Consider the following 21,768-nt stretch of genomic DNA (forward strand, 5'->3'; position numbering starts at 1 on the left):
GTCCAGCCATGAGCGCCTGGTTCCTGCGCCGCCTGCTTCAGGCCTGCTTCGTCGTCCTGGCGATGACGCTGATCGTGTTCATCGGGATCAGCGTCATCGGTGACCCGATGGAGACCTTGATCTCGCAGGACGCCGATCAGGGCGAGCGGCTGAGGACGATTGCTGCGTTCGGCCTCGATCGGCCACTCTGGGCGCAGTACCTCTCCTTCCTCGACGGCGCCATCCACGGCGATCTCGGCCGCAGCTTCGTCTACAACGAACCGGCGTTGCGCATCATCCTGCAGCGCCTGCCGGCGACGTTGGAACTGGCCGTCACCGCGATGCTGCTTGCGATCGCCATCGGCATTCCGCTCGGGCTTTACGCCGGCGTGAAGCCGCACTCACCCCTGTCGAAAGCCATCATGACCGGCTCGATCCTCGGCTTCTCGTTACCGGGCTTCTGGGTCGGCCTTCTGCTGATCATGGTCTTCGCTGTGCAACTCGGCTGGCTGCCCTCCGGCAGTCGAGGAGAGACGCGTGAGCTTTTCGGAATCGCCTGGTCGTTCCTCACTCTCGACGGTCTCCAGCATCTCGCTTTGCCGGCGCTCAACCTCGCGCTCTTCAAGATCTCGCTGGTGATGCGGCTGGTGCGGGCCGAGACACGTGAGATCATTCCGCAGGACTATATCCGGACCGCACGCGCCAAGGGGCTTTCCGAGCGTGCGATCGTGTTCAGGCACCTGCTCAGGAACATCCTGACCCCGGTGATCACCGTCATCGGCCTGGAGTTCGGTTCGGTGATCGCCTTCTCGGTCGTTACTGAGACGATCTTCGCCTGGCCGGGCATGGGCAAGCTCATCATCGACAGCATCCATGTGCTCGATCGGCCGATGATCGTCGCCTATCTGATGATCATCGTCCTGCTGTTCGTGCTGATCAATCTCATCGTCGATTGCCTTTATGCACTGCTCGATCCGCGCGTGAGGAGCGGGCGATGAGCGCGCCTCCCGTCATGGCAGCAGCCCGCGGGCGCGCGACACCGCTGCGGCGCTTCGCGCGCGCTTTCACCGCCTCCCGCACTGCTCTCGTGGGACTGGCGCTTCTGATTGTGATCGTCCTGCTTGCGATCGTCGCGCCCTGGATCGCGCCGCAGAACCCCTATGATCTGACCCAGCTCGACATCATGGACGGCCGACTACCACCTGGCTCCGCAGCCGCGACCGGCATCACCTACTGGCTCGGCACGGACGACCAGGGCCGCGACATGCTGAGTGCCATCCTCTACGGCCTGCGCATCTCGCTTCTTGTCGGTCTCACTTCGGCGGCAGCTGCTGCTGCGATCGGTGCGCTGCTGGGGCTGATCGCCGCCTATGCCGGCGGGCGGATCGAGAGCGCAATCATGCGGCTCGTCGACCTCCAGCTCTCTTTCCCGGCGATCCTGATCGCGCTGATGATCCTCGCCTTCCTCGGCAAGGGCATCGCCAATGTCATCCTCGCACTGGTGATCGTGGAGTGGGCGGCCTATGCCCGTACCGCGCGGGCCAGCGCGCTGGTCGAGAGCCGGAAGGAATATATCGAGGCGGCAGTGGCCATGGGCGCGTCGTCGGCGCGGATTCTGTTCCGCCACCTGCTACCGAACTGCCTGACGCCGCTTCTGGTTATCGCGACGGTGCAGATCGCACGGGCCATTGCGCTCGAGGCAACACTGTCCTTCCTCGGCCTGGGCGTGCCGGTCACCGAGCCGAGCCTCGGAATGTTGATCGCGAACGGCTATCAGTACATGCTGTCGGGCAAGTTCTGGATCAGTTTCTATCCGGGAGTCGCGCTGCTCTTGGCGGTTGTGGCGATAAACCTCGTCGGCGACCATCTGAGGGATGTTCTGAATCCGCGCGGGAACAGCTGAGCCGTTCGACTGGAACGACGAAAGCCATTCCAGCGGGCTGGCGCACTGACGGCGCGTTCAGCGATGGAACGCCCAGCCGCCGAGCCGGCGGCCGATCAGCCGGTCGGCCTTGTCATCGCGGCGCAGATGGCTTGTGACAAGAGCGTCGGCCTCCTGCAAGCGGGCTGCAAGCAGGGCGATCTGCAGGGAACGCCCCTTGCTCAGGCGGTTGAGCCGACGCCTCAGGCGAGTGCTTGCTCGGCCCGTACGGGCCAGCGAACGATAGAGAACAGACAGGATCAAGGCACAGCTCCTTATACGGATTCCACTGGACCTTGAGCGCTTCCTCCTCACTTATGGGATGGTGTCGCGGATACGGGAACCACCGGCGGCACATGCCGAGCATGCAAGTGTGACATCGGCGCCGCGCATTCGGTCGCAGCGCGCGACGGTGGCCTGCGCCGACCGACCCTCACCGGTTGTTGGCCTCTGTCTCGTAGAGCCCGCCGAACCTCTCGCGAAGGACGTTCTTCTGCACCTTACCCATGGTGTTACGCGGCAGCTCATCGACGAAGAGGACGCGCTTGGGCAGCTTGAACTTGGCGAGGCGCCCGTCCAACGCGACCAGGATCGCGCGCTCGTCCAGCGACGCTTCCTTCGCGCGGACGACGACTGCCGTGACCCCTTCGCCGAAATCGGCGTGCGGGATGCCGATCACCGCCGATTCGAACACGCCGGGAATGGCATCGATCTCGTCTTCGATCTCTTTCGGGTAGACGTTGAAGCCGCCGGTGATCACGAGGTCCTTGCCGCGGCCGACGATATGGACATAGCCGCGCTCATCGATTTTGCCGAGATCGCCGGTGATGAAGAAACCGTCCGAGCGGAACTCCGCCGCCGTCTTCTCCGGCATGCGCCAGTAGCCCTTGAAGACGTTCGGCCCCTTGACCTCGATCATGCCGATCTCACCGCGGACCAGTTCCTTGCCGGTCTCGGGATCCGCGACCCTGAAGTCGACGCCCGGCAGCGGCAACCCCACCGCGCCCGGTACCCGGTCCCCATCATATGGGTTCGACGTGTTCATATTGGTCTCGGTCATGCCATAGCGTTCGAGAATGGCGTGGCCGGTGCGGGCGCTCCATTCGCGGTGCGTCTCGGCCAGCAGCGGCGCCGAGCCCGAGACGAACAGGCGCATGCCCGCGGCCGTCTCCCGCGTCAGCCCCGGATGCTGCAGCAGGCGCACATAGAAGGTCGGTACGCCCATCAGGGCGCTCGCGCGCGGCATCAGCGACAGGATCTCGTCGGCGTCGAACTTCGGCAGGAAGATCATCGAGGCGCCGGAGAACAGGGTCACATTGCAGGCCACGAACAGGCCGTGGGTATGGTAGATCGGCAAAGCGTGGATGAGCGTGTCGTCCCGCGTGAAGCGCCACACATCCTTCAGAGTCAGCGTATTCGAGACGAGGTTGTCATGCGTGAGCATGGCTCCCTTGGAGCGCCCCGTCGTTCCCGAGGTGTATAGGATCGCAGCCAGGTCATCACCTGCCCTCTGCACCGTCGCGAAGGCCTCCGGCGCCGCAGCCGCAGCTTCGGTCAGCGTGCCCTGCCCGCTTGCGTCGAGCGTCTCGACGCGCCCACCGACCTTGGCGGCGAGCGCCGCCACACCCTCGCGCTTGCCAGTGTCGCAGACCACCAGCGCGGGCTCGGCGTCGCCGATGAAATACTCCAGCTCGGCGAGCGTATAGGCGGTGTTGAGCGGCAGGTATACGGCGCCTGCCCTGACGGTCGCGAGATAGAGCACCATGGCCGGGACCGATTTCTCGACCTGGACGGCGACGCGGTCGCCGGGCTTGACGCCGCGGGCGACCAGCACATTCGCGAGACGGCCGGCCAGCGCGACGAGCGCGGCATAGCTGACGGTCTCGCCGGCGGCGGTCGTGATCGCCGCCCTGGCCGGGTCGGTGATCGCGCGCTCCAGCCGGTCAAACAGGTTCGCGTTCATGGCAAGGGCTCCGAAGCGAGGATCGATGATGGATCTCATGAGGGTTTCGAGCGAGCTGGCTGTCATGGCACCTGCACCAGGTCGCGGGACGGAAGGTCGGCGCGCAGGGTCTTGCGGACGGCCGCCGAGGCCGCGACCTTGCCGTTCTCGGCGAAGGCCTCGTGGTTCGTCTCGATCTCGTCGAGTGCGTAGAGATAGTTCACCATCAGGCCATGCGACTGCTTCAGGCCCTTGGCCGAGAGATCGCCGAAGGCGTTCAGCCGCTCCAGCCGGGCGCCGTTCCCGAGATGGAAGCGCGCCACCGGATCGATCGGCCGGCCCTTCGCATCCTTAGCCTTCAGGAAGTAATGGGCGGCCGCCTGCAGCAGGGGGGCCCTGACTTTCTCGACCTTGGCCGGATCCTCGTGCCAGGCCGGCTCGTCGAGTGTCGCGAAGGCCTGCCGCGCCGCCGGGTCGAGCCAAGCCGAGCTTTCGGCCTTGCGCTCGCGCGCGAGCCAGCTAGCAAAGCCGGGAACCGGAGACAATGTGACGAAGGTCTTGAGGTTCGGCAACTCGCGCTTGAGGTCCTCGACCACCTGCTTGATCAGGAAGTTGCCGAAGGAGACGCCACCCAGCCCCTTCTGGGTGTTCGAGATCGAGTAGAACACCGCGGTCGTGGTCTCGGATGCCGGCGTCGGCTTGCGGGCGAGGTCGAGCAGGGGGCCGATCGCATCGGGAATCGCCCTCGTGAGCGCTACTTCCACGAAGATCAGCGGCTCGTCGACGAGCCTTGGGTGGAAGAAGCCGTAACAGCGGCGATCCTCCGGTTCGAGGCGGTTGCGCAGATCGTCCCAGTTCCGGATCGCGTGCACGGCCTCGTAGCGGATGATCTTCTCGAGGATGTTGGCCGGCGTGGTCCAGTCGATTGGGCGCAGCACCAGGAACCCCCTGTTGAACCAGGACGAGAACAGATGGCTGAAGTCCGCATCCACCCGCCTCAGCCCTGGGTGATCCGCGAGATGCCCCAGCAGCTCTTCGCGCATTCGCACCAGCGCTGACGTCCCTCCAGGTGCCAGGTTGAGGCGCCGGATCAGTTCCTGCCGCCGCGGCTCCGCCGCAGCATGGAGGTCCTCGAAGGCATCCGCCGTATCATCCTTGCGAGCCGCCTCAATCGCCATCTCGATGCGGCGCTGGTCCGGACCGAAACGATCGGCCAATGCGGTCAGAAACTCGAGGCGCTTGCCGGGATCGGCCGTGGCATAGCCGGCGACCAGGGCTTGCGCCAGCGCCACGCCTGACGCCTCGCCGCGCCGCGACAGCAGCAGCTCGCCGAGCTCCGGCAACGTGCCGCCGGAGGCGAGACCGCGACCATCCTTCTGCCGGAGCAGGGACCGTCCCCGCTCCGTCAGCGTATCGATGAGGTCGCCTAGGAAGGCTGGTGCGGCTTCCAGCCGGGATACGGATCGAGAGAGCTTCATGTCCATCTCCTTTGGCAGCGGGAGCAGGTCACAGAACGACGAACAGGAACCAGACGACGATCGGCGCGATCAGCGTGACGGCCGCGCCATAGGCCATGAGCTTCTGGAAGAAGGCCTGGCGGTCGACGCCCTGGGCGTTGGCGAGGACGAGGGCGCCGTTGGTGGAGAAGGGGCTGACATCGACGATGGTCGAGGCGACGGCCATCGCGGCGACGAAGCCGACGGCGCCGACGCCTGTGCCCGATTGCAGGAACGGGACGGCGAGCGGGATGAGCGAGCCGAGCACGGCAGTCGACGAGGCGAAGGCCGAGACGACCGCTCCGATGAAGCAGAGCAGCAGGGCCGCGAGCATCGGCGAGGCCAGCGTCGCGACGCTGTCCCCGACGAAGGAGATGGTCCCCATCTTCTCGAGCACCACCACATAGGTGCTCACGCCCGTAATCAGCATGATCTCCGGCCAGGAGACCTGCCCCATCGCGCGCTTCTGCAGGTTCGGCGCGATCAGGGAGAGCGCCAGGCCGATGGTGATCGCCACGAAGCCGATATCGAGGTTGTAGGCGAGCGTCAGGACGGCGAGCAGGATGATCCCGGCGAGCGTGAGGACGCGGTACCAGTGCGGTCCCGGCGCAGGCCGGTCTTCCAGCCCGGCAGCGGCAGCCGGGTCGTTCTCTTGCTTCGCGATGAGCCGTTCCTCGCTGGCCGCCTCGAACTCCGCGTCGCCATAGGCCTGGGCGTCAGCCGGGCGGGCACTCGTCACCGAACCCGGCACCGCAAGGGCGAGGCTCCTGGTCGTGTGCGCCGCCGCGGCAGAAGCAGGCATCTCGGCTCTTGCCGACAGGAGCCTGCGCCCGCCAAGGGCGAAGAAGAGCAGCAGCGCGACGGCGAAGTTGACGCCGAAGCTGGCCAGGAAGGTCGCGATCTCGTTGAGGGGCAGGCCCGCCTTGGCGACGATGCGGTTGGTGATGCCGCCATAGATGCTGATCGGCGAGAAGCCGCCGGCCTGGGCGCCGTGGATCACCATCAAGCCCATCAGCAGCGGATTGATCTTGTATTTCAGCGCGAAGCCGAGCGCGATCGGCGCGATGATCGCCACCGCACCGGGGCTGACCGCGCCGACCGAGGTGAGCAGGGCGGAAACGCCGAACATGATCCACGGGATAGCGGCGATCCGGCCGCGGACCGCACGCACGGCCAGGCGGACCAGCCAGTCGATGGTGCCGTTGTTCTGCGCGATGGCGAACAGGAAGGTGATCCCGACCAGCGTCAGGAACAGCCCGCCGGGAAAGCCGGCGATGATCTGGTTCGCGGTCATGCCCGCCGCCAGGGTGCCGACCAGGAAGGCACCGACGAAGGCCAGGACCCCCATGTTGATCGGCAAGATCGTGGCGACCACGAACATGACTGCGAGCGCGTAGATCGAGAGCATCTGCGACGACATGGCGACCCCGTTGTTGTCGTTTCCTCCCTGCGCCGTTGGCTGGCGGCCTTGGCCGTCGGCGAGGGTTGCGCAGGATACCCCCTAGTTAGATTTGCATCATGAAAAGCATTTTATGAATGCAAAGTCAATTATCTTGTATACGATAATTTCCCTGTCGGATTGCAGACGGCCGCGCTACCATGCATCAGGCAGGAAACGAGATGAGACGCGCACAGAGCCTCAGGGACGTCCTCGAGGACGAAATCGTGACGGGCAGGCTCCGCCCCGGGGAGCGGCTCGACGAGCAGAGCCTCGCCACGCGCTTCGAAGTCTCGCGTACCCCCATCCGTGAAGCCTTCATGCAGCTGGCCTCCACCGGATTGGTCGTCCTGCAGCCGCGCCGCGGCGCCTTCGTCGCGTCCTTGAGCTTCAAGGACGTGATCGAGCGGTTCGAGGTAATGGCCGGACTGGAGGGCATGTGCGGAGCGCTCGCTGCTCGCCGGATCACCGACGCGCAGCAGCAGGAACTCGAGGCCGCACACGAGGAATGCGTGCAGAACGCCGCCGAGGGAAGCCCCGACGCCTACTACTACGCCAACGAGCGCTTCCACCTTGCGATCTACGAGGCCTGCCAGAACGCGTTTCTCGCCGAGCAGGCGCGCCAGCTGCACACCCGCCTGAAGCCCTATCGCCGTCTCCAGCTACGAGCCCGTAGCCGGGTTGCGACATCACTTGCGGAGCATCAGGCGATCGTCGATGCGATTCGTGCTGGTGACAGCGAGGCTGCGGAACGAGTGCTGAAGGACCATGTCCTGATCCAGGGCGAGCGTCTCGCCGACTTCGTCGCATCCTTCGAACGCGCGGCGTAGCGACGGCGCAGCCTCAGCCGCTTTTGCTCGACGCGGATTCTTGAAGGTTGCCGCTGCTTGGCGTTCTGCTCTCATTCCCTGCGGCCGCGTAGAGCATGCTCCAAAATCGTCAGCCGCGCGTCGACGATCTCATTCGAGGTGGCCAGTGCATCAAAATGCGAATGGGTGTGCGCATTGGTGCCGCAGGATAAGAGGATCAGCCCCGTTCCAGGCGGTGCGAACGACCCGCCTCGTCGGCTTCCACCCCGGTACCGGACAGATGAAGAGCTTGAGATCGTCGTCGCCGAATTCGCTCGGACCTCCCAGGCGGAGATGTTCACGCCGCGGCGGCGGATGCTGCCCTTCTTGCGGCCCGCATAGAACAGGAAACCGTACTCGTCGCACCGGGCGGAGGTCGCCGATCAAGAACCACGCTCTCTGACGAGCGCCGCGCTTGTTTCCTACATCCGGAAATAAAATTTCGATCGCTACCGCCCGCCCCGCGCGTAATAATGAAGAAACAGGTCGATCCCGGCGCCAATCTGCTCCTCCACCTCGGCACGATCGGGAGGTCCGATGCGCAGTACCAAACCGCGAATGTCTAGGTCCCCTCTCACGACGCTCAGGAACTGGGTCGCAGCTAAGGTCGGATTCGAGATGTTCAGCAGCCCCCGTTCATGAGCTGTCGAGAGAAATTTTGCCAGACGCTCAGTAAGCACCTTGGGGCCGCTCTCGAAGATCGCCACGCCGATCGACGGAAATCTCGGCACGACTCCGATCACGGCACGCTGCAGGAACATGGTTTGTTCCGACAGAAAGATATCGACGAATTTCTCAGCAACGCGCCTCAGCACAGCTACGACGTCGTCGCTCTCGGGAGCAATCCGCCAGACTTCCTCGGTAAGCCGTTTCGCCTCGCCCACCACCACCGCGCTGAACAACTCTTCCTTGCTGGCGAAATGCGCATAGAGGGTCGCCTTCGACACTGGCGCCTGTCTGGCGATCATATCCATTGTGACCGCATCAAACCCGTGATCGACAAACAGTTCGCGAGCAGCAGCGAGGATCGCGTCCACTTTCCGGCTCGAACGAGCTGAGGGGGGGCCATCGACCGGGTCGCTTGCCCTCGACACTGTACTCATTCATTCCCCCTGAACTGAACCGTTCAGTTTGCTATTGACACAATGAGCGCATGGGCGCAAATCGAACTGAACGGTTCAGTTCAGATTTGATGGATGACCTATGACGTTTCGCGTTCCCCAGCCGTCCATTGCCCTCCTCGCAAGCGGCTTAGCCCTGGCACTTGCCGCATGCGGTGAGGAGGAGAAGCAAGCCGCCCATCCCCCGATCTCCGTCAGGACTCAGGTCGTCGCTGCTTCGCAGCGCGCCTTGTCCGTTGGACTGACCGGCGAGGTGAAGGCCCGCATCCAGAGCGACCTGGCCTTCCGCTTCACCGGCCGGATTGCCGAGCGCTTCGTCGAGGTCGGCGACCATGTCGAGGCGGGCCAGGTTCTGGCGCGGCTGGAATCGCAGGAGCAGAAGGCCGACCTCGTCTCCATGACCGCGGGCGTCCAATCGGCCGAGGCGACGTTGCGCCAGACGACGGCCGCCTTCGAGCGCCAGAAATCCCTGCTGGCCAATGGTTTCACCACCCAAACCAATTACGACAACGCGCAGCAGGCCATGCAGGCGGCGCGCGCGACGCTCGACGCCGCCCGCTCAAATCTCGGAACGGCCAAGGAACAGCTCGTCTACACGACCTTGACGGCGGACGCGTCAGGCGTCGTCGTGGCGCGCAACGCCGAGGCTGGACAGGTGGTCGAGGCGGCGCAGGCGGTCTTCACCATCGCCCGCGATGGCGAGCGCGACGCGGTCTTCGACGTCTATGAGGGGCTGCTGGCCCAGCGCCCGGCCGACAACACCATCGCACTTGCGCTCGTCTCCAACCCGACGGTACGCGCCACCGGCAAGGTGCGCGAGATCGCCCCCGCGATCGACCCCGCGACCGGGACCGTGCGTGTCAAGATCGCCATCGAGTCACCGCCCCCCGGCATGACGCTGGGCGCAGCCGTTACCGGTATCGGCCGGTTCAAGCCCGACAATGTCTTCGTCTTGCCGGCGACCGCCTTCTTCACCCGGGACGGGGAGCCCGCCGTCTGGACTGTGGATTCGCGCAGCCATGCCGCCGCGATCCGGCCGATTACCGTCGAGAGCTATCGGACCGGCGAGCTCTTGGTCCGCGACGGGCTGGAGGCCGGCGACATCGTCGTGACGGCCGGCACACAGTTGCTGAGCCCTGGCCAGATCGTCAATCCGCTGGTGGCGGACTCGCAACATCTGAAGGAGGGCGCAAAATGAGGCATACGCTCGTTCTCCCCACGACCGTGGCCGTCGCCTGTGTGCTGTCCGGCTGCAACGCCGAGGGTGACGCCACCAAGGCGCAGACACCGCCGCGGCCCGTCCTCTCCGTCGTGGTCAAGCCGCAGGAAGACAGGAGCATCGGCTTTGCGGGCACGATTCAGCCCCGTTTCCAGACGGACCGCGGTTTTCGCGTTCTCGGCCGCCTGGTCTCGCGCCAGGTCGATGTCGGCGACGTCGTCGCCCCGGGGCAGGTGCTGGCGCAGATAGACCCTCTGCTGCTGGATCTCGCCGTACGCGGCAGCGAAGCCGATCTCGCCAAGGCGCAGGCGCAGCTCGCGAACGCCTCGGCCGCCGAGGTCAGGATCAGCACGCTGTTCGCCAAGCAGATCGCGAACCAGGCCGATCTCGACAGCGCCAAACAGTCACTGGAGGCTGCGAGCGCCGGCGTGAAGCAGGCCCAGGCCAGCCTCGACAAGGCCCGCGAGCAGCGCGGCTATGCGACGCTAACGGCAGACGAGTTCGGCGTTGTTACCAGCGTCAACGCCGAGGTCGGCCAAATGGTCACCGCCGGCCAGAAGGTCATGACGATCGCGCGAACCGATGTCCGGGAGGCCGTCGTCGATATTCCCGACGGCCCGGCGCGCGCACTGCGCCAGGGCGAGCCTTTTGCGATCCGCCTGCAGGCGGCCCCCTCCATCGCTGCGACCGGCCAGTTGCGCGAGATCGCTCCGCAGGCCGATGCCGCGACACGCACTCGCCGGGTCAAGATCACGCTCGACCAGAGCGTCGATGCCTTCCGACTGGGCGCCACGATCACAGTAAGGCCGACGATGCCTGCTGCTGCGCAGGCGGTGTTTGACATACCCGCCGCAGCGCTGCGCGAGCGGGACGGCAAGACGCTTCTGTGGCTGCTCGATCCGGGCACCGGGACGGTGCGCTCGGTCCCGGTCGAGCTGACGGAGCGCAGCAACGGCAAGGCCCGGATCGTCGGGCAGTTGGCGGCCGGAGCACGCATCGTCGTCGCCGGCGTCAACAGCCTGTCCGAAGGGCAGAGCGTCAAGTTCGAGGAAGGGATCGTCCGGTGAAGCGCTTCAACCTCTCCGATTGGGCGCTGCAGCACCGCTCGCTCGTCTGGTATTTCATGATCGTGGCCTCGCTCGCGGGATTGTTCTCCTACTTCAACCTCGGCCGGGCCGAGGATCCCGACTTCACCATCAAGACAATGATCATCCAGGCACGCTGGCCCGGCGCGACCGTTGAGGAGGTAATCGGCCAGGTCACCGACCGCATCGAGAAGAAGCTCGAGGAGCTCGACTCCTTCGACTACGCCAAGAGCCTCAACATGCCGGGGCAGACGACGATCTTCGTCAACCTCAAGGACACGACCAAGGCCAGGGACATCCCGGCCATATGGGCCAAAGTCCGCAACATGATCGCAGATATCAAGACCCAATTCCCGGACGGCGTCGTCGGTCCGAGCTTCAACGACAGCTTCGGCGACGTCTACGGCAACATCTACGCCTTCACCGCCGACGGCTTCACCCACAGGCAATTGCGCGACTATGTCGAGAATGTCCGTGCTAAGGTCCTGACCGTGCCGAATGTCGGCAAGGTCGATCTCGTCGGCGCGCAGGACGAGGTGATCTTTCTCGAATTCTCGACACGCCAGATCGCGGCGCTGGGCCTGACGCAGCAGCAGGTCGTCGATACGCTGAGGGCCCAGAACGCGATCTCGCCCTCGGGCACGGTCGAGGCGCAAGGCGAACGCATCAGCGTGCGCGTCGGTGGCCAGTTCACCTCCGAAGACAGCCTGCGGGCCATCAACCTGCGGATCAACGACCGCTTCTTCCGCCTGGGCGATGTCGCCACCATCAGCCGCGGCTATGTCGATCCGCCTACATCGCTCTTCCGTGTCGGCGGCAAGCCGGCGATCGGGCTCGCCATCGGCATGAAGCCGAACGCCAATCTCCTGCATTTCGGCGAGGCGTTGAAGGCTGAGATGACGAAGGTCGAGAACGAATTGCCGATCGGCATCGGCGTGCATCTGGTGTCGGACCAGCCGGCCATCGTCGAAGAGGCGGTCGGCGGCTTCACCAAAGCGCTGTTCGAGGCGGTAGCGATCGTGCTGATCGTCAGCTTCCTCAGCCTCGGCATGCGCGCCGGCTTCGTCGTCGCGCTGACGATTCCGCTCGTGCTCGCCATCACCTTCGTTTTCATGGAGATATTCGGGATCTCGCTGCAGCGCATCTCGCTCGGCGCCCTGATCATCGCGCTGGGCCTCCTGGTCGACGACGCCATGATCGCGGTAGAGATGATGGTCGCGCGACTCGAGGTCGGCGACACGCTCACCAAGGCAGCGACCTATGTCTACACCTCGACGGCGTTCCCCATGCTCACCGGAACGATCGTCACCGTCGCGAGCTTCATCCCCGTTGGCCTGAACAGCAGCGCCGCGGGCGAGTTCACCTTCACGCTCTTCGTCGTGATCGCCGTCTCGCTGCTGGTGTCCTGGATCGTTGCGGTCCTCTTCGTCCCACTGCTCGGCGTCAACCTTTTGCCCAAGACGATGAAGCAGCACCATGACGGACCTGGTCGCTTCACCCGAGCCTTCAACGCGCTGCTGCGCCTCTGCGTACGCCGGAAATGGTTGACCATCGCCGCGACCGTGCTGCTGTTTGCGCTTTCCATCGGCGCCATGCGCTTCGTGCAGCAGCAGTTCTTCCCCTCCTCCGACCGGCGCGAGCTCATCGTCGACTGGACCGTGGCGCAGAACGCCTCGATCATCGAGACCCGTGCGCAGATGGACCGCTTCGAGAAGATCGCGCTCATCGGCGAGCCGGATATCGAACGCTGGTCTTCCTATGTCGGCCAGGGCGCGGTGCGCTTCGTGCTGTCCTACGACGTACAGCCGGCGAGCCCGAATTTCGGCCAGATCGTCATCGTGACGCATGATCTTGCAGCACGCGAGCGGCTGCGCACCAAGCTCAAGGATGTCCTCGCACGCGAATTCGTCGGCACAGACGCCTTCGTGCATCTGCTCGACATCGGCCCGCCGGTCGGCCGGCCGGTGCAGTACCGGATCAGCGGCCCCGACATCCAGACGGTCAGGACGCTGGCGCAGCGCGTCGCGGCCACGCTCGGGCAGAACCCCAATCTCGGCGACATCGTTTATGACTGGAACGAGCCTGGCCGGGTCGTGAAGGTGGATGTGCTGCAGGACAAGGCGGCCCAGCTCGGCATCACCTCCGAGACGATCGCGACAGCGCTGAACAGCGTCGTCGGCGGCGCAACGGCGACCCAGGTCCGCGACAGCATCTACCTCATCAATGTCGTCGGCCGGGCGCTCGACAATGAACGCTCCTCGATCGACACGCTGCAGAACCTGCAGATCCAGACCAGCTCGGGCAAGACCGTGCCGCTCGCGGCTGTGGCCAATTTCCGCTACGAATCCGAGCAGCCGGTGGTGTGGCGGCGCGGCCGCCTGCCCACGGTCACGGTGAAGGCCAGCGTGACGACGGCGCTGCAGCCGGCAACGGTCGTTCAGCAGCTCACGCCGGCGCTGACGCAGATCAGCGAGACCTTGCCGGTCGGCTACAGGATCGTCACCGGCGGCTCCGTTGAGGAAAGCGCCAAGGGCCAAGGCCCGATCATCGCGATCGTGCCGCTCATGCTTTTCGCGATCTTCACGATCCTGATGATCCAGCTCCAGAGCTTCCAGCGGCTGTTCCTTGTCGTCGTTGTCGCGCCGCTGGGGCTGATCGGCGTGGTCGCCGCCCTCGTGCCGAGCGGTGCTCCGCTCGGCTTCGTCGCCATCCTCGGCGTGCTGGCGCTAGTTGGCATCCTGATCCGCAACTCGGTCATTCTCGTCATCCAGATCGAGCATCTGCGCGAGGAGGGCGTCGACGGCTGGACAGCGGTGATCGAGGCGACGGAGCATCGGATGCGCCCGATCATGTTGACGGCCGCAGCCGCGAGCCTGGCGCTGATCCCGATCGCGCGCGAAGTCTTCTGGGGCCCGATGGCTTACGCCATGATGGGTGGGATCATCGTCGGGACGGTGCTGACGCTGCTGTTCCTGCCGGCGCTCTACGTCGCCTGGTTCCGCCTGGAGGAGCCGAAGCGAGAGGCCGAGCAGGAGCTCGTCGGGCCCGCGACCGCCGAATCCGCGCCGGCGCACTGAGCCGTCGCTCCCTCCTCGACGCAATGGAGCCGGATTCGAGATGACCGACCGCTACATCGCCACCGGACTGCGCCCCCCTGCTCCCCTCCGGCGCCTGGCGCGGGTGCTCGGGCTCTTGCCCCTTCTCGTCCTGGCGACGGCCTGCGCGACACGACAGGAGGATGTGCTCCGTCCCGTCCCGGCGGCTGCGGAGGCCAGCCGGGTCGAGATGCTGGTCGTAACGACGCGCCAGCCCGACGCCGATCCAGGCCTGCTCTATTCCGGCGAGCGTGGCGACGCCATCTCCTTCGACAGTATCCAGGTTTCGATCCCGCCCGATCGCAGCCGCAAGCTCGGCGAGATTCAGTGGCCGGCGCGCGCACTACCCGATCCAAAGCGGGAGTTTGCGGTGCTCGGCGTGCGCAGGGCGCCGTCCGAGCGGCAAATCCTCGACTGGTTCAGGAGAAACCGTAACGCCAAGCGGCAGGCGCTGATCTTTGTCCACGGCTTTAACAATACCTATGCCGACGCCGTCTTCCGCCTGGCCCAGCTCAAGCACGATGCCGGCATCACCGCGGCGCCGATCCTGTTCACCTGGCCTTCCCGCGCCAGTGTCTTCGACTATCTCTACGACAAGGAGAGTACCACCTATTCGCGGCGCGCCCTCGAGGAGCTGATCGTCCAGGCATCGCGCAGCCCGGATGTCGGCGAGGTCACGATCCTCGCCCATTCGATGGGGACCTGGCTGACGATGGAGGCGCTGCGAGGCGTTGCGATGCGGGAAGGCGCCATTCCCGCGAAGGTCAAGGATGTCGTGCTGGCCTCACCGGATATCGATGTCGACGTATTTCGGCGCCAGATGATCGAGATCGGCCACAAGCCGCCCCGCTTCACGATACTCGCCTCGACTGCCGACCGAGCACTGGAGTTTTCGCGCTGGATCTCCGGCGGGGTCAGCCGGGTCGGCGGCGCCGATCTCGGCCCCTATGCCGAAATCACCAAGCTGCTCGGCATCAGGGTGATCGACACCAGCACCGCAACCTCTGCGGATCCCCTCGGCCACAACGCCTTCGCCGACAGTCCCGAAATGGTCGCTGTGCTGGGGCGAACGCTGTCAGGCCAGTCCTTGCAGTCGGACCGGGCCGACCTGATCGGCCAGGTCGGCGGTGTCGCCATCGGCACCGCCAACCTCGTCGGCTCGGCGGCAAGGGCCGTCGCATCGCCCTCGGCGGCACTGGCGGTCTCCGAGGTCCGCAGTATCCGGGAGCAGCAATCCGGGTTGAAACAGCGCATCAGCAATGGCCGCCTCGCCTACTGACGCGCCGGCGCGAAGCAGGAAGGAACGGGATTGAGGTGCCATCGACAGTCGGATCGGCCGCCCGTCGTTCTGATCCGTGAGCAGGGCCAGATCACTCTCCGATAGATGAACTTGCAGAGCGCGGACGACCTTCCGCGCACTTAAGCCCTGTCGCGTGAGCAGGATGGGCAAAGGCCGAAACAGGCCGCGATCGACACACCGCGAAAACAATGGGCATCAGGCCGCGCTTGACATTTTAGTCAGGCTACCTTCCTATTTTTGGAAAGGCCCCCAGGCTTGATCCGCGACCGATCGGCGAATGCGCAATTCCGATCGCCACGGCGCTCCGTTCGACCTGGGCTGCAAAAATGAGAGCGGGAGAGAGATATGGAAGCTGAGATGGCGACCCGCGGCGGCACACAGCCCGCCCGGACCTTTGATCGGCTGAACCCCTTGACTGGCGAAGTTGCCACGCGCGCCCCGGCGGCCACCGTCGCCGAGGCGATCGCTGTTGCCGATGCTGCGCAAGCGGCTTTCAGCGCATGGTCCAGCATCGGTCCAAATCAACGGCGCACGCTTCTTCTCAAGGCGGCGGATCTCTTCGAGGCGCGGCAGGACGAATTCGTCCGGACAATGATCGCCGAGATCGGTACTACTGCGATCTGGGCCCGTTTCAACACGAAGCTCGCGGCCGGCATCATCCGTGAAGCCGCGGCGATGACGACGCAGATCACGGGCGAGGTGATCCCATCCGACGAACAAGGCTGCCTGGCATTGGCGGTGCGGCAGCCCGCAGGGGTCTGCCTCGGGATGGCACCCTGGAATGCGCCGATTGTCCTCGGTGTGCGGGCCATCGCCATGCCGCTGGCTTGCGGCAATACCGTCATTCTCAAGGCGTCCGAGCTTTGCCCCGGCACGCATCGCCTGATCGTCGACGTGCTGCGAGATGCGGGGCTGCCCGCCGGAGTCGTCAACATCGTCACGAACGCACCGGAAGACGCCGCCGAGATCGTCGAGGCACTGATCGCCCATCCTGCGGTGCGGCGGATCAACTTCACGGGCTCCACGCGCGTCGGGAAATTGATCGCCGAAGTGGCCGGGCGACATCTGAAGCCGGTTCTTCTGGAGCTCGGCGGCAAGGCGCCGCTCATCGTGCTCGACGACGCCGATCTGGACGCCGCCGTGAACGCCACCGCCTTCGGCGCATTCATCAACCAGGGCCAGGTCTGCATGTCGACCGAGAAGGTGGTGGTCGATGCCAGCGTCGCCGACGAATTCGTCAGTAAACTGGCGGCGAAAACGCAGTCACTCCCACATGGCGACCCGCGAACCGGCAATGTCGTAATCGGGTCGATGATCGGCAGCGCCGCCGCCCAACGCGCGCAGGCACTGGTCGAAGATGCCGTCAGGCATGGAGCGAAACGGGTCGCCGGAGGGGGCGTCGCGGGCACCGTCATGCCCGCGACCGTTGTCGATCACGTCACGCCGGCGATGCGGATCTACAGTGAAGAATCCTTCGGCCCCTCCGTCTCGGTCATCCGCGTCGATGGCGTCGAGGAAGCCATCAGGATCGCGAACGACACCGAATACGGCTTGGCGGCCGCGGTGTTCGGCCGAGACATCGCGCGCGCCTTGTCGGTCGCCAAGCGTATCGAAAGCGGTATCTGCCACATCAACGGCCCCACGGTGCACGATGAGGCGCAGATGCCGTTCGGAGGCACCAAAGGGAGCGGTTACGGGCGCTTCGGCGGCAAGGCCGGCATCAGCGAGTTTACCGAGCTGCGCTGGATCACGGTCGAAACGGCGCCGAAGCATTATCCATTCTGAGCGGCGGCAGCACGCCCGCTCCAAAGCCGCATCAACATTCCGGTCGATTCCGCCCTGGACGCCGCACGCGCCAGCACCGAGTGACCGGCGACTTCCGCCCCGCATCGGACATGACGATATGAACAAAAACGATACCATTGCGTGGCGGTCCCTTTCTGTCAGGGGGGCGACACTCGATCTGTTGCGCTCGCTGAAGATCGATCGTGTGTTCGGCAATCCCGGCTCGACAGAGCTGAACTTCCTGCGGGACTGGCCCGACGACATTCCCTATATCCTGGGTCTGCAGGAATCCTGCGTCGTCGGCATGGCTGACGGATACGCACAGGCGACCGGCAACGCAGCTTTCGTCAATCTCCATTCGGCCGCCGGCGTCGGGCACGCCCTCGGCAATCTGTTCACCGCCTTCCGCAACAAGACGCCGCTCGTCGTTACGGCAGGACAGCAATCGCGCAGCCTTCTGCCGCTGCAGCCTTATCTCTATGCGGAGCAGGCGGCAGAGTTCCCCAAGCCTTATGTCAAATGGAGCGTCGAACCCGCGCGGCCCGAGGACGTGCCGGCCGCGATCGCGCGGGCCTATCACACCGCGATGCAACACCCCCGCGGACCGACCTTTGTGTCGGTACCATCGGACGACTGGTCCCATGCGGCCTTGCCACTGCCGGAACGATCCGTCGCGTACGAGTTCGGACCGGACCTCGATGCGATCGCCCGGCTTTCGAATGCGATCGGAGTGAGCAAGCGCCCGGCCTTTGTCGTCGGCCCCATGGTGGATCGCGCTCACGCTGTCGATAACATCGTCGCGCTGGCGGAACGGGCCAACGCCGCAGTCTGGGCAAGCCCGATGTCCAGCCGATGCAGCTTTCCCGAACGGCACGGACACTTCGCCGGATTTCTGCAAGCCGCGCCGGAGCCGCTTTCGGCGGCGCTCGAGCCGTACGATCTGATCGTCGTTTTCGGAGCCCCCGTCTTCACCTTCCATGTGGAGGGACATTGTGGCGTGCTCCAAGACGGCAGGAAGATTTGGCAGTTGACCGACGACCCGGCCGAAGCAGCGATTTCCCATTCTGCCAACAGCATCATTGGTGCGCTGCGCCCCTCGCTGGCGGCGTTGCTCGAGCAACTCGGGCCGAGCGGGCGACCGTTGCCAGCACCTCGCGTCGTCCCGCCCGCTCCCGGGCCGGCGGATCCGATCCCGGGAGCCTTCGCACTCAACATATTGTCACGCCTCCTTCCCCCGGGCGCGATCGTTGTCGAGGAGGCTCCCTCGCATCGTCCTGCAATCCAGCGATACCTGCCCATGGCCGGTGCGGACAGCTTCTACACCATGGCGAGCGGCGGCTTGGGATATAGCCTTCCGGCCTCGGTCGGCGTTGCATTGGCGCGTCCCGGTCGGCGCATTGTCTGCCTCGTTGGCGACGGATCGGCGATGTACTCGATCCAGTCGCTCTGGACGGCGGCCCAGCACAATCTGCCGATCACCTTCCTGGTGCTCAACAATGCCGGTTATGGCGCCATGCGCGCCTTCAGCCGCAGCATGCAGATTTCCGCGCCGCCCGGCATCGACCTCCCCGGCATCGATTTTGTCGGCATGGCCACCTCGCTCGGCTGTCGCGCCGCCCGCGTTGGCGCTGCGGCGGATCTGGCGGGGCAACTGCATGAAGCCCTCGCATCCGACGGGCCCTTCCTGGTCGACATACCCGTCGATCGAGGGACGGTGCAGCTCTACGGCACCGATCACTGAGGCGGATCGCTCAAGGTCCTACGCTCCAGAAACCGCATCCATCAGGGTCTGCTCATGGGCATCGATCAACCAGTTGGAATCGCGACAACCGCAGCGGTCGCCCAGCCCTCGTCAGGTCTCGACGGCAGCTTTCGCGTCTATCGTCCACCGACGGATGCAAGTGGGCCCTACATCATCGTCGAGGGTCCGGATGACGCGCTGTGGTTTTGCCAGAGCCAGACCTCGGCAATCGGCCGCCTCGACCTGCAATCGGGTCAGATCACCGAGTTCAAGCTATCGAATCCGCGCGCCTTCCCGGTCGGCATCACGCTGGGAAGCGACGGCGCTTTTTGGTTTGCCGAACAGAGCGGCGATGCGATCGGCCGCATCACCCTCGAGGGCAAGCTAGCGGAATTCCCGCTCCCCGACCGCTCGGGGCCGACCGGTTTGATCCTGGGACCGGATGGCAATGTCTGGTTCTCGGAAGTCGAGGCTGGACGCATCTCCTACATCACGCCGAGCGGCAATGTCGTACGCGTCGGAGAACTGGAAGCAGGTAGCCGCCCGCTATCCCTCGTGGTTCGCGACGATGAGATTTGGTTCAGCGAAGTGGGCTCCGGCACGATCGGCCGGCTGGGCCTCGACGGCACCTTGCGCGAATATCGAACGCCGAGCCCAGCCAGCGCGCCGCGCGCCCTGACCTGCCATCCCGATGGCTCGATCTGGGCCGTGCTCACCGATGCGAATGCGTTGCTGCGCATCGGCCGCGACGGCGAGATGACGGAATACCCGGTGCCGAGCCAGGCGGCTTCGCTGCGCGGCATCGTCGCGACGACCGCAGGCGATCTCTGGTTCACCGAGAATGCCACCAACCGCATCGGGTGCGCCTCGGCCGACGGCGCGACGGTCATGGAATTCGCGCTTCCATCCGCAGGCAGGGGACTGCGCTGCATCATGGCGACCGCCAGCGGCCGCCTCTTCTTCAGTGCCTTCGACGCCGGGGAGATCTGGGAAGCGTTCCCGTCGCGGCTCGTGAGCGCCGACGCCGCATCCTCAGTCCTCGTCTGAAAGCAGCCCCGATGCCTGTGAAAGATTGCCCCTACGAGATCGACGGTCAGTCCTATCTCGGGAAGCTCGTCTTCGACGTCGCGTCGGGGGCGCATCGCCCGATCGTGGTCATGGCCCCCAACTGGATGGGCGTCTCCGAAGAAGCCGTGGAACGGGCCAGACTGCTCGCCGGAGATCGCTACGCGGTATTCGTCGCGGATCCTTATGGTCGGGATCGCCGCCCCCTGTCACCCGCCGAGGCCGGCCCACTCGCGGAGGCGTTGAAGGACGATCCAAGGCAGCATCGCCTTCGTATGGCGACAGCCTTGCGGGTGGCCACGGAAGAGGCCGCTGCGATCGCCGCCGGAGATCCGAAGCGCCGCGCTGCCATCGGCTTCTGTCTGGGCGGCAAAAGCGTCCTGGAACTGGCAAGGACCGGGGCCGATATCGCCGCAGTGGTCTCCATTCACGGAGACCTCACCTCCGCCCTGCCGGCTGCCCCCGGCGATGTCGTCGCCTCGATTCTGGCTCTCCATGGATCGGAAGACCCGATTGCGCCGAAGGCCCAGCGGGACGCATTCGAAGCGGAGATGCAAGGCGCGGGCGCGCGCTGGCAACTCATGGTCTTCGGCGGCGCGATCCATGCCTTCACCGATCCCGACGCCGACGTCCCCGGCATTGCCCGGTACGAACCCGCAGCGGCCCGTACGACCTACGAATTGACGCACGCCTTCCTTCGCGAGGCTTTCTCCGGTCCATCCGCGTGATGTCCGAACATCGCCCCGGTAGCACTGCATCGTTAGATGCGCTGCCGCCACAGCGGATTGCGATCGTCGGCGCGGGCGCGCTGGGTAGCTTCGTGGGCGCGAGGCTGTCCCGCGCTGGTTACGACACCACCCTGATCGACAACGACACAGCACGAGTGAGAGCGATCGACAGCGCAGGCCTGCGCCTGGAAAACGACCGGGAGACGCTCGACATAGCGATCCCAGCCCATCTGGCGGCCGATCTGACAGAGCCTTTCGATCTGCTGGTCATCCTGACCAAGGCGGCCCATACGGAGGCCGCCATCGCGAGCTGCCGACATCTGCTCGGCCCTGGCACCCATCTTCTGACCTTCCAGAACGGCCTGGGCAACGCGGCCGTTCTCGCTCGCCATGTCGACCCGGACCGGATCATCGTCGGCATGACCAATTGGGCGGTGGATCTGCTCGGTCCGGCTCATGTCCGGTGTATCGGCGATGGAGAAATTCGCATCTGGCATGTCAGCGGACGGGATGAGCCGATCGTACACGCGATCGCCCATTTGCTCGACGCTGGCGCGCTGAACTGCGCGGCTGACCCTGAAGTCGAATCGGCGATCTGGGAGAAGGTCGCCTTCAATGCCGCGATGAATTCTATCTCGGCGGTCACCGGACTGACGGTCGGCGAAATCGGCGACGACGTGAACGGGCGCAGCCTTGCCTACGCCATCGCGAGTGAGGTCGCCCGCGTCGCTGAAGCAAAAGGGCTGAAAGCCGATCTCCGGCGGGTTTCGGCGATGCTGGACCACGCCTTCGCGTCGCATCGGGCCCACAAGCCGTCAATGCTTCAGGACATTCTCGCCGGCCGGCCGACCGAGATCGAGACGATCAACGGTGCCGTCGTCGCCGAGGCGGCGCGGCTCGGTCGCGAGGTCCCGATCACCGAGACCCTGCTCAAGCTGGTCCGGATGCGCGACCGGACTGCTCACAAAGACTGAAATATCACCCATAGGGAGATCGCGCATGGAA

Annotated in this window: 17 protein-coding genes; 12 read left to right on the forward strand and 5 right to left on the reverse strand. The window is 65.2% G+C overall.

Going from position 1 to position 21,768, the window contains the following annotated elements; all coding sequences use genetic code 11:
• Nucleotides 1-8 precede the first annotated feature (8 nt).
• Both ACQKLX_RS24170 and ACQKLX_RS24175 read left to right on the forward strand, forming a co-directional pair.
• Nucleotides 9-977 (forward strand): ABC transporter permease, encoded by a 969-nt coding sequence (locus ACQKLX_RS24170; protein ID WP_427364103.1) that lies wholly within the window; start codon nucleotides 9-11, stop codon nucleotides 975-977.
• Nucleotides 974-1,882 carry an ABC transporter permease gene (locus ACQKLX_RS24175; protein WP_427364104.1) on the forward strand — a complete coding sequence of 303 codons (909 nt, stop codon included), beginning with the start codon at nucleotides 974-976 and terminating at the stop codon, nucleotides 1,880-1,882. Before ACQKLX_RS24170 ends, ACQKLX_RS24175 begins: the two co-directional genes overlap by 4 nt.
• 57 nt (nucleotides 1,883-1,939) lie before the next feature.
• Here ACQKLX_RS24175 and ACQKLX_RS24180 read toward each other — a convergent pair whose 3' ends face one another.
• From ACQKLX_RS24180 to ACQKLX_RS24195, 4 genes are all read right to left on the reverse strand, one after another.
• On the reverse strand, nucleotides 1,940-2,164 hold the full coding sequence (locus tag ACQKLX_RS24180; protein ID WP_427364105.1) for a hypothetical protein: 225 nt from the start codon (nucleotides 2,162-2,164) through the stop codon (nucleotides 1,940-1,942).
• A gap of 169 nt (nucleotides 2,165-2,333) precedes the next feature.
• Entirely contained in the window at nucleotides 2,334-3,863 is a 1,530-nt protein-coding gene (locus ACQKLX_RS24185; protein ID WP_427364106.1) for a malonate--CoA ligase, read from the reverse strand.
• A gap of 62 nt (nucleotides 3,864-3,925) precedes the next feature.
• Nucleotides 3,926-5,320: a malonyl-CoA decarboxylase gene (locus ACQKLX_RS24190; RefSeq protein ID WP_427364107.1), complete on the reverse strand. Its 1,395-nt coding sequence runs from the start codon at nucleotides 5,318-5,320 to the stop codon at nucleotides 3,926-3,928.
• A 28-nt stretch (nucleotides 5,321-5,348) separates the two neighbouring features.
• Nucleotides 5,349-6,758, reverse strand: coding sequence for an SLC13 family permease (locus ACQKLX_RS24195; RefSeq protein ID WP_427364108.1), 1,410 nt, complete (start codon nucleotides 6,756-6,758; stop codon nucleotides 5,349-5,351).
• A 200-nt stretch (nucleotides 6,759-6,958) separates the two neighbouring features.
• Between ACQKLX_RS24195 and ACQKLX_RS24200 the strand changes: the two genes are divergently transcribed.
• Nucleotides 6,959-7,606 carry a GntR family transcriptional regulator gene (locus tag ACQKLX_RS24200; protein WP_427364109.1) on the forward strand — a complete coding sequence of 216 codons (648 nt, stop codon included), beginning with the start codon at nucleotides 6,959-6,961 and terminating at the stop codon, nucleotides 7,604-7,606.
• Between the two features lie 467 nt (nucleotides 7,607-8,073).
• Here ACQKLX_RS24200 and ACQKLX_RS24205 read toward each other — a convergent pair whose 3' ends face one another.
• On the reverse strand, nucleotides 8,074-8,661 hold the full coding sequence (locus ACQKLX_RS24205) for a TetR/AcrR family transcriptional regulator (protein WP_427364110.1): 588 nt from the start codon (nucleotides 8,659-8,661) through the stop codon (nucleotides 8,074-8,076).
• Nucleotides 8,662-8,827: 166 nt separating this feature from the next.
• On the opposite strand from ACQKLX_RS24205, the gene ACQKLX_RS24210 reads away from it, so the two are divergent.
• The 9 genes from ACQKLX_RS24210 (at nucleotide 8,828) to ACQKLX_RS24250 (ending at nucleotide 21,737) form a co-directional block, all read left to right on the forward strand.
• On the forward strand, nucleotides 8,828-9,943 hold the full coding sequence (locus tag ACQKLX_RS24210) for an efflux RND transporter periplasmic adaptor subunit (protein ID WP_427364111.1): 1,116 nt from the start codon (nucleotides 8,828-8,830) through the stop codon (nucleotides 9,941-9,943).
• Nucleotides 9,940-11,031 carry an efflux RND transporter periplasmic adaptor subunit gene (locus tag ACQKLX_RS24215; protein ID WP_427364112.1) on the forward strand — a complete coding sequence of 364 codons (1,092 nt, stop codon included), beginning with the start codon at nucleotides 9,940-9,942 and terminating at the stop codon, nucleotides 11,029-11,031. The genes ACQKLX_RS24210 and ACQKLX_RS24215 overlap by 4 nt, the downstream gene beginning before the upstream one ends.
• Nucleotides 11,028-14,126: an efflux RND transporter permease subunit gene (locus ACQKLX_RS24220; RefSeq protein ID WP_427364113.1), complete on the forward strand. Its 3,099-nt coding sequence runs from the start codon at nucleotides 11,028-11,030 to the stop codon at nucleotides 14,124-14,126. The genes ACQKLX_RS24215 and ACQKLX_RS24220 overlap by 4 nt, the downstream gene beginning before the upstream one ends.
• A gap of 40 nt (nucleotides 14,127-14,166) precedes the next feature.
• On the forward strand, nucleotides 14,167-15,423 hold the full coding sequence (locus ACQKLX_RS24225; protein ID WP_427364114.1) for an alpha/beta hydrolase: 1,257 nt from the start codon (nucleotides 14,167-14,169) through the stop codon (nucleotides 15,421-15,423).
• A gap of 366 nt (nucleotides 15,424-15,789) precedes the next feature.
• Nucleotides 15,790-17,229 (forward strand): aldehyde dehydrogenase, encoded by a 1,440-nt coding sequence (locus ACQKLX_RS24230; RefSeq protein ID WP_427364115.1) that lies wholly within the window; start codon nucleotides 15,790-15,792, stop codon nucleotides 17,227-17,229.
• A 118-nt stretch (nucleotides 17,230-17,347) separates the two neighbouring features.
• Nucleotides 17,348-18,970 carry a benzoylformate decarboxylase gene (gene mdlC, locus ACQKLX_RS24235; RefSeq protein WP_427364116.1) on the forward strand — a complete coding sequence of 541 codons (1,623 nt, stop codon included), beginning with the start codon at nucleotides 17,348-17,350 and terminating at the stop codon, nucleotides 18,968-18,970.
• Between the two features lie 54 nt (nucleotides 18,971-19,024).
• Entirely contained in the window at nucleotides 19,025-20,017 is a 993-nt protein-coding gene (locus tag ACQKLX_RS24240; protein ID WP_427364117.1) for a Vgb family protein, read from the forward strand.
• Between the two features lie 11 nt (nucleotides 20,018-20,028).
• Nucleotides 20,029-20,763, forward strand: a complete 735-nt coding sequence (locus ACQKLX_RS24245) for a dienelactone hydrolase family protein (protein ID WP_427364118.1) — start codon at nucleotides 20,029-20,031, stop codon at nucleotides 20,761-20,763.
• Nucleotides 20,763-21,737, forward strand: a complete 975-nt coding sequence (locus ACQKLX_RS24250; protein WP_427364119.1) for a ketopantoate reductase family protein — start codon at nucleotides 20,763-20,765, stop codon at nucleotides 21,735-21,737. The genes ACQKLX_RS24245 and ACQKLX_RS24250 overlap by 1 nt, the downstream gene beginning before the upstream one ends.
• The last annotated feature ends 31 nt before the right edge of the window (nucleotides 21,738-21,768 follow it).

Origin of the sequence: Allobosea sp. NPDC003192 (assembly GCF_050275675.1) — a bacterium.
In the GTDB taxonomy this organism is placed as follows: domain Bacteria; phylum Pseudomonadota; class Alphaproteobacteria; order Rhizobiales; family Beijerinckiaceae; genus Allobosea.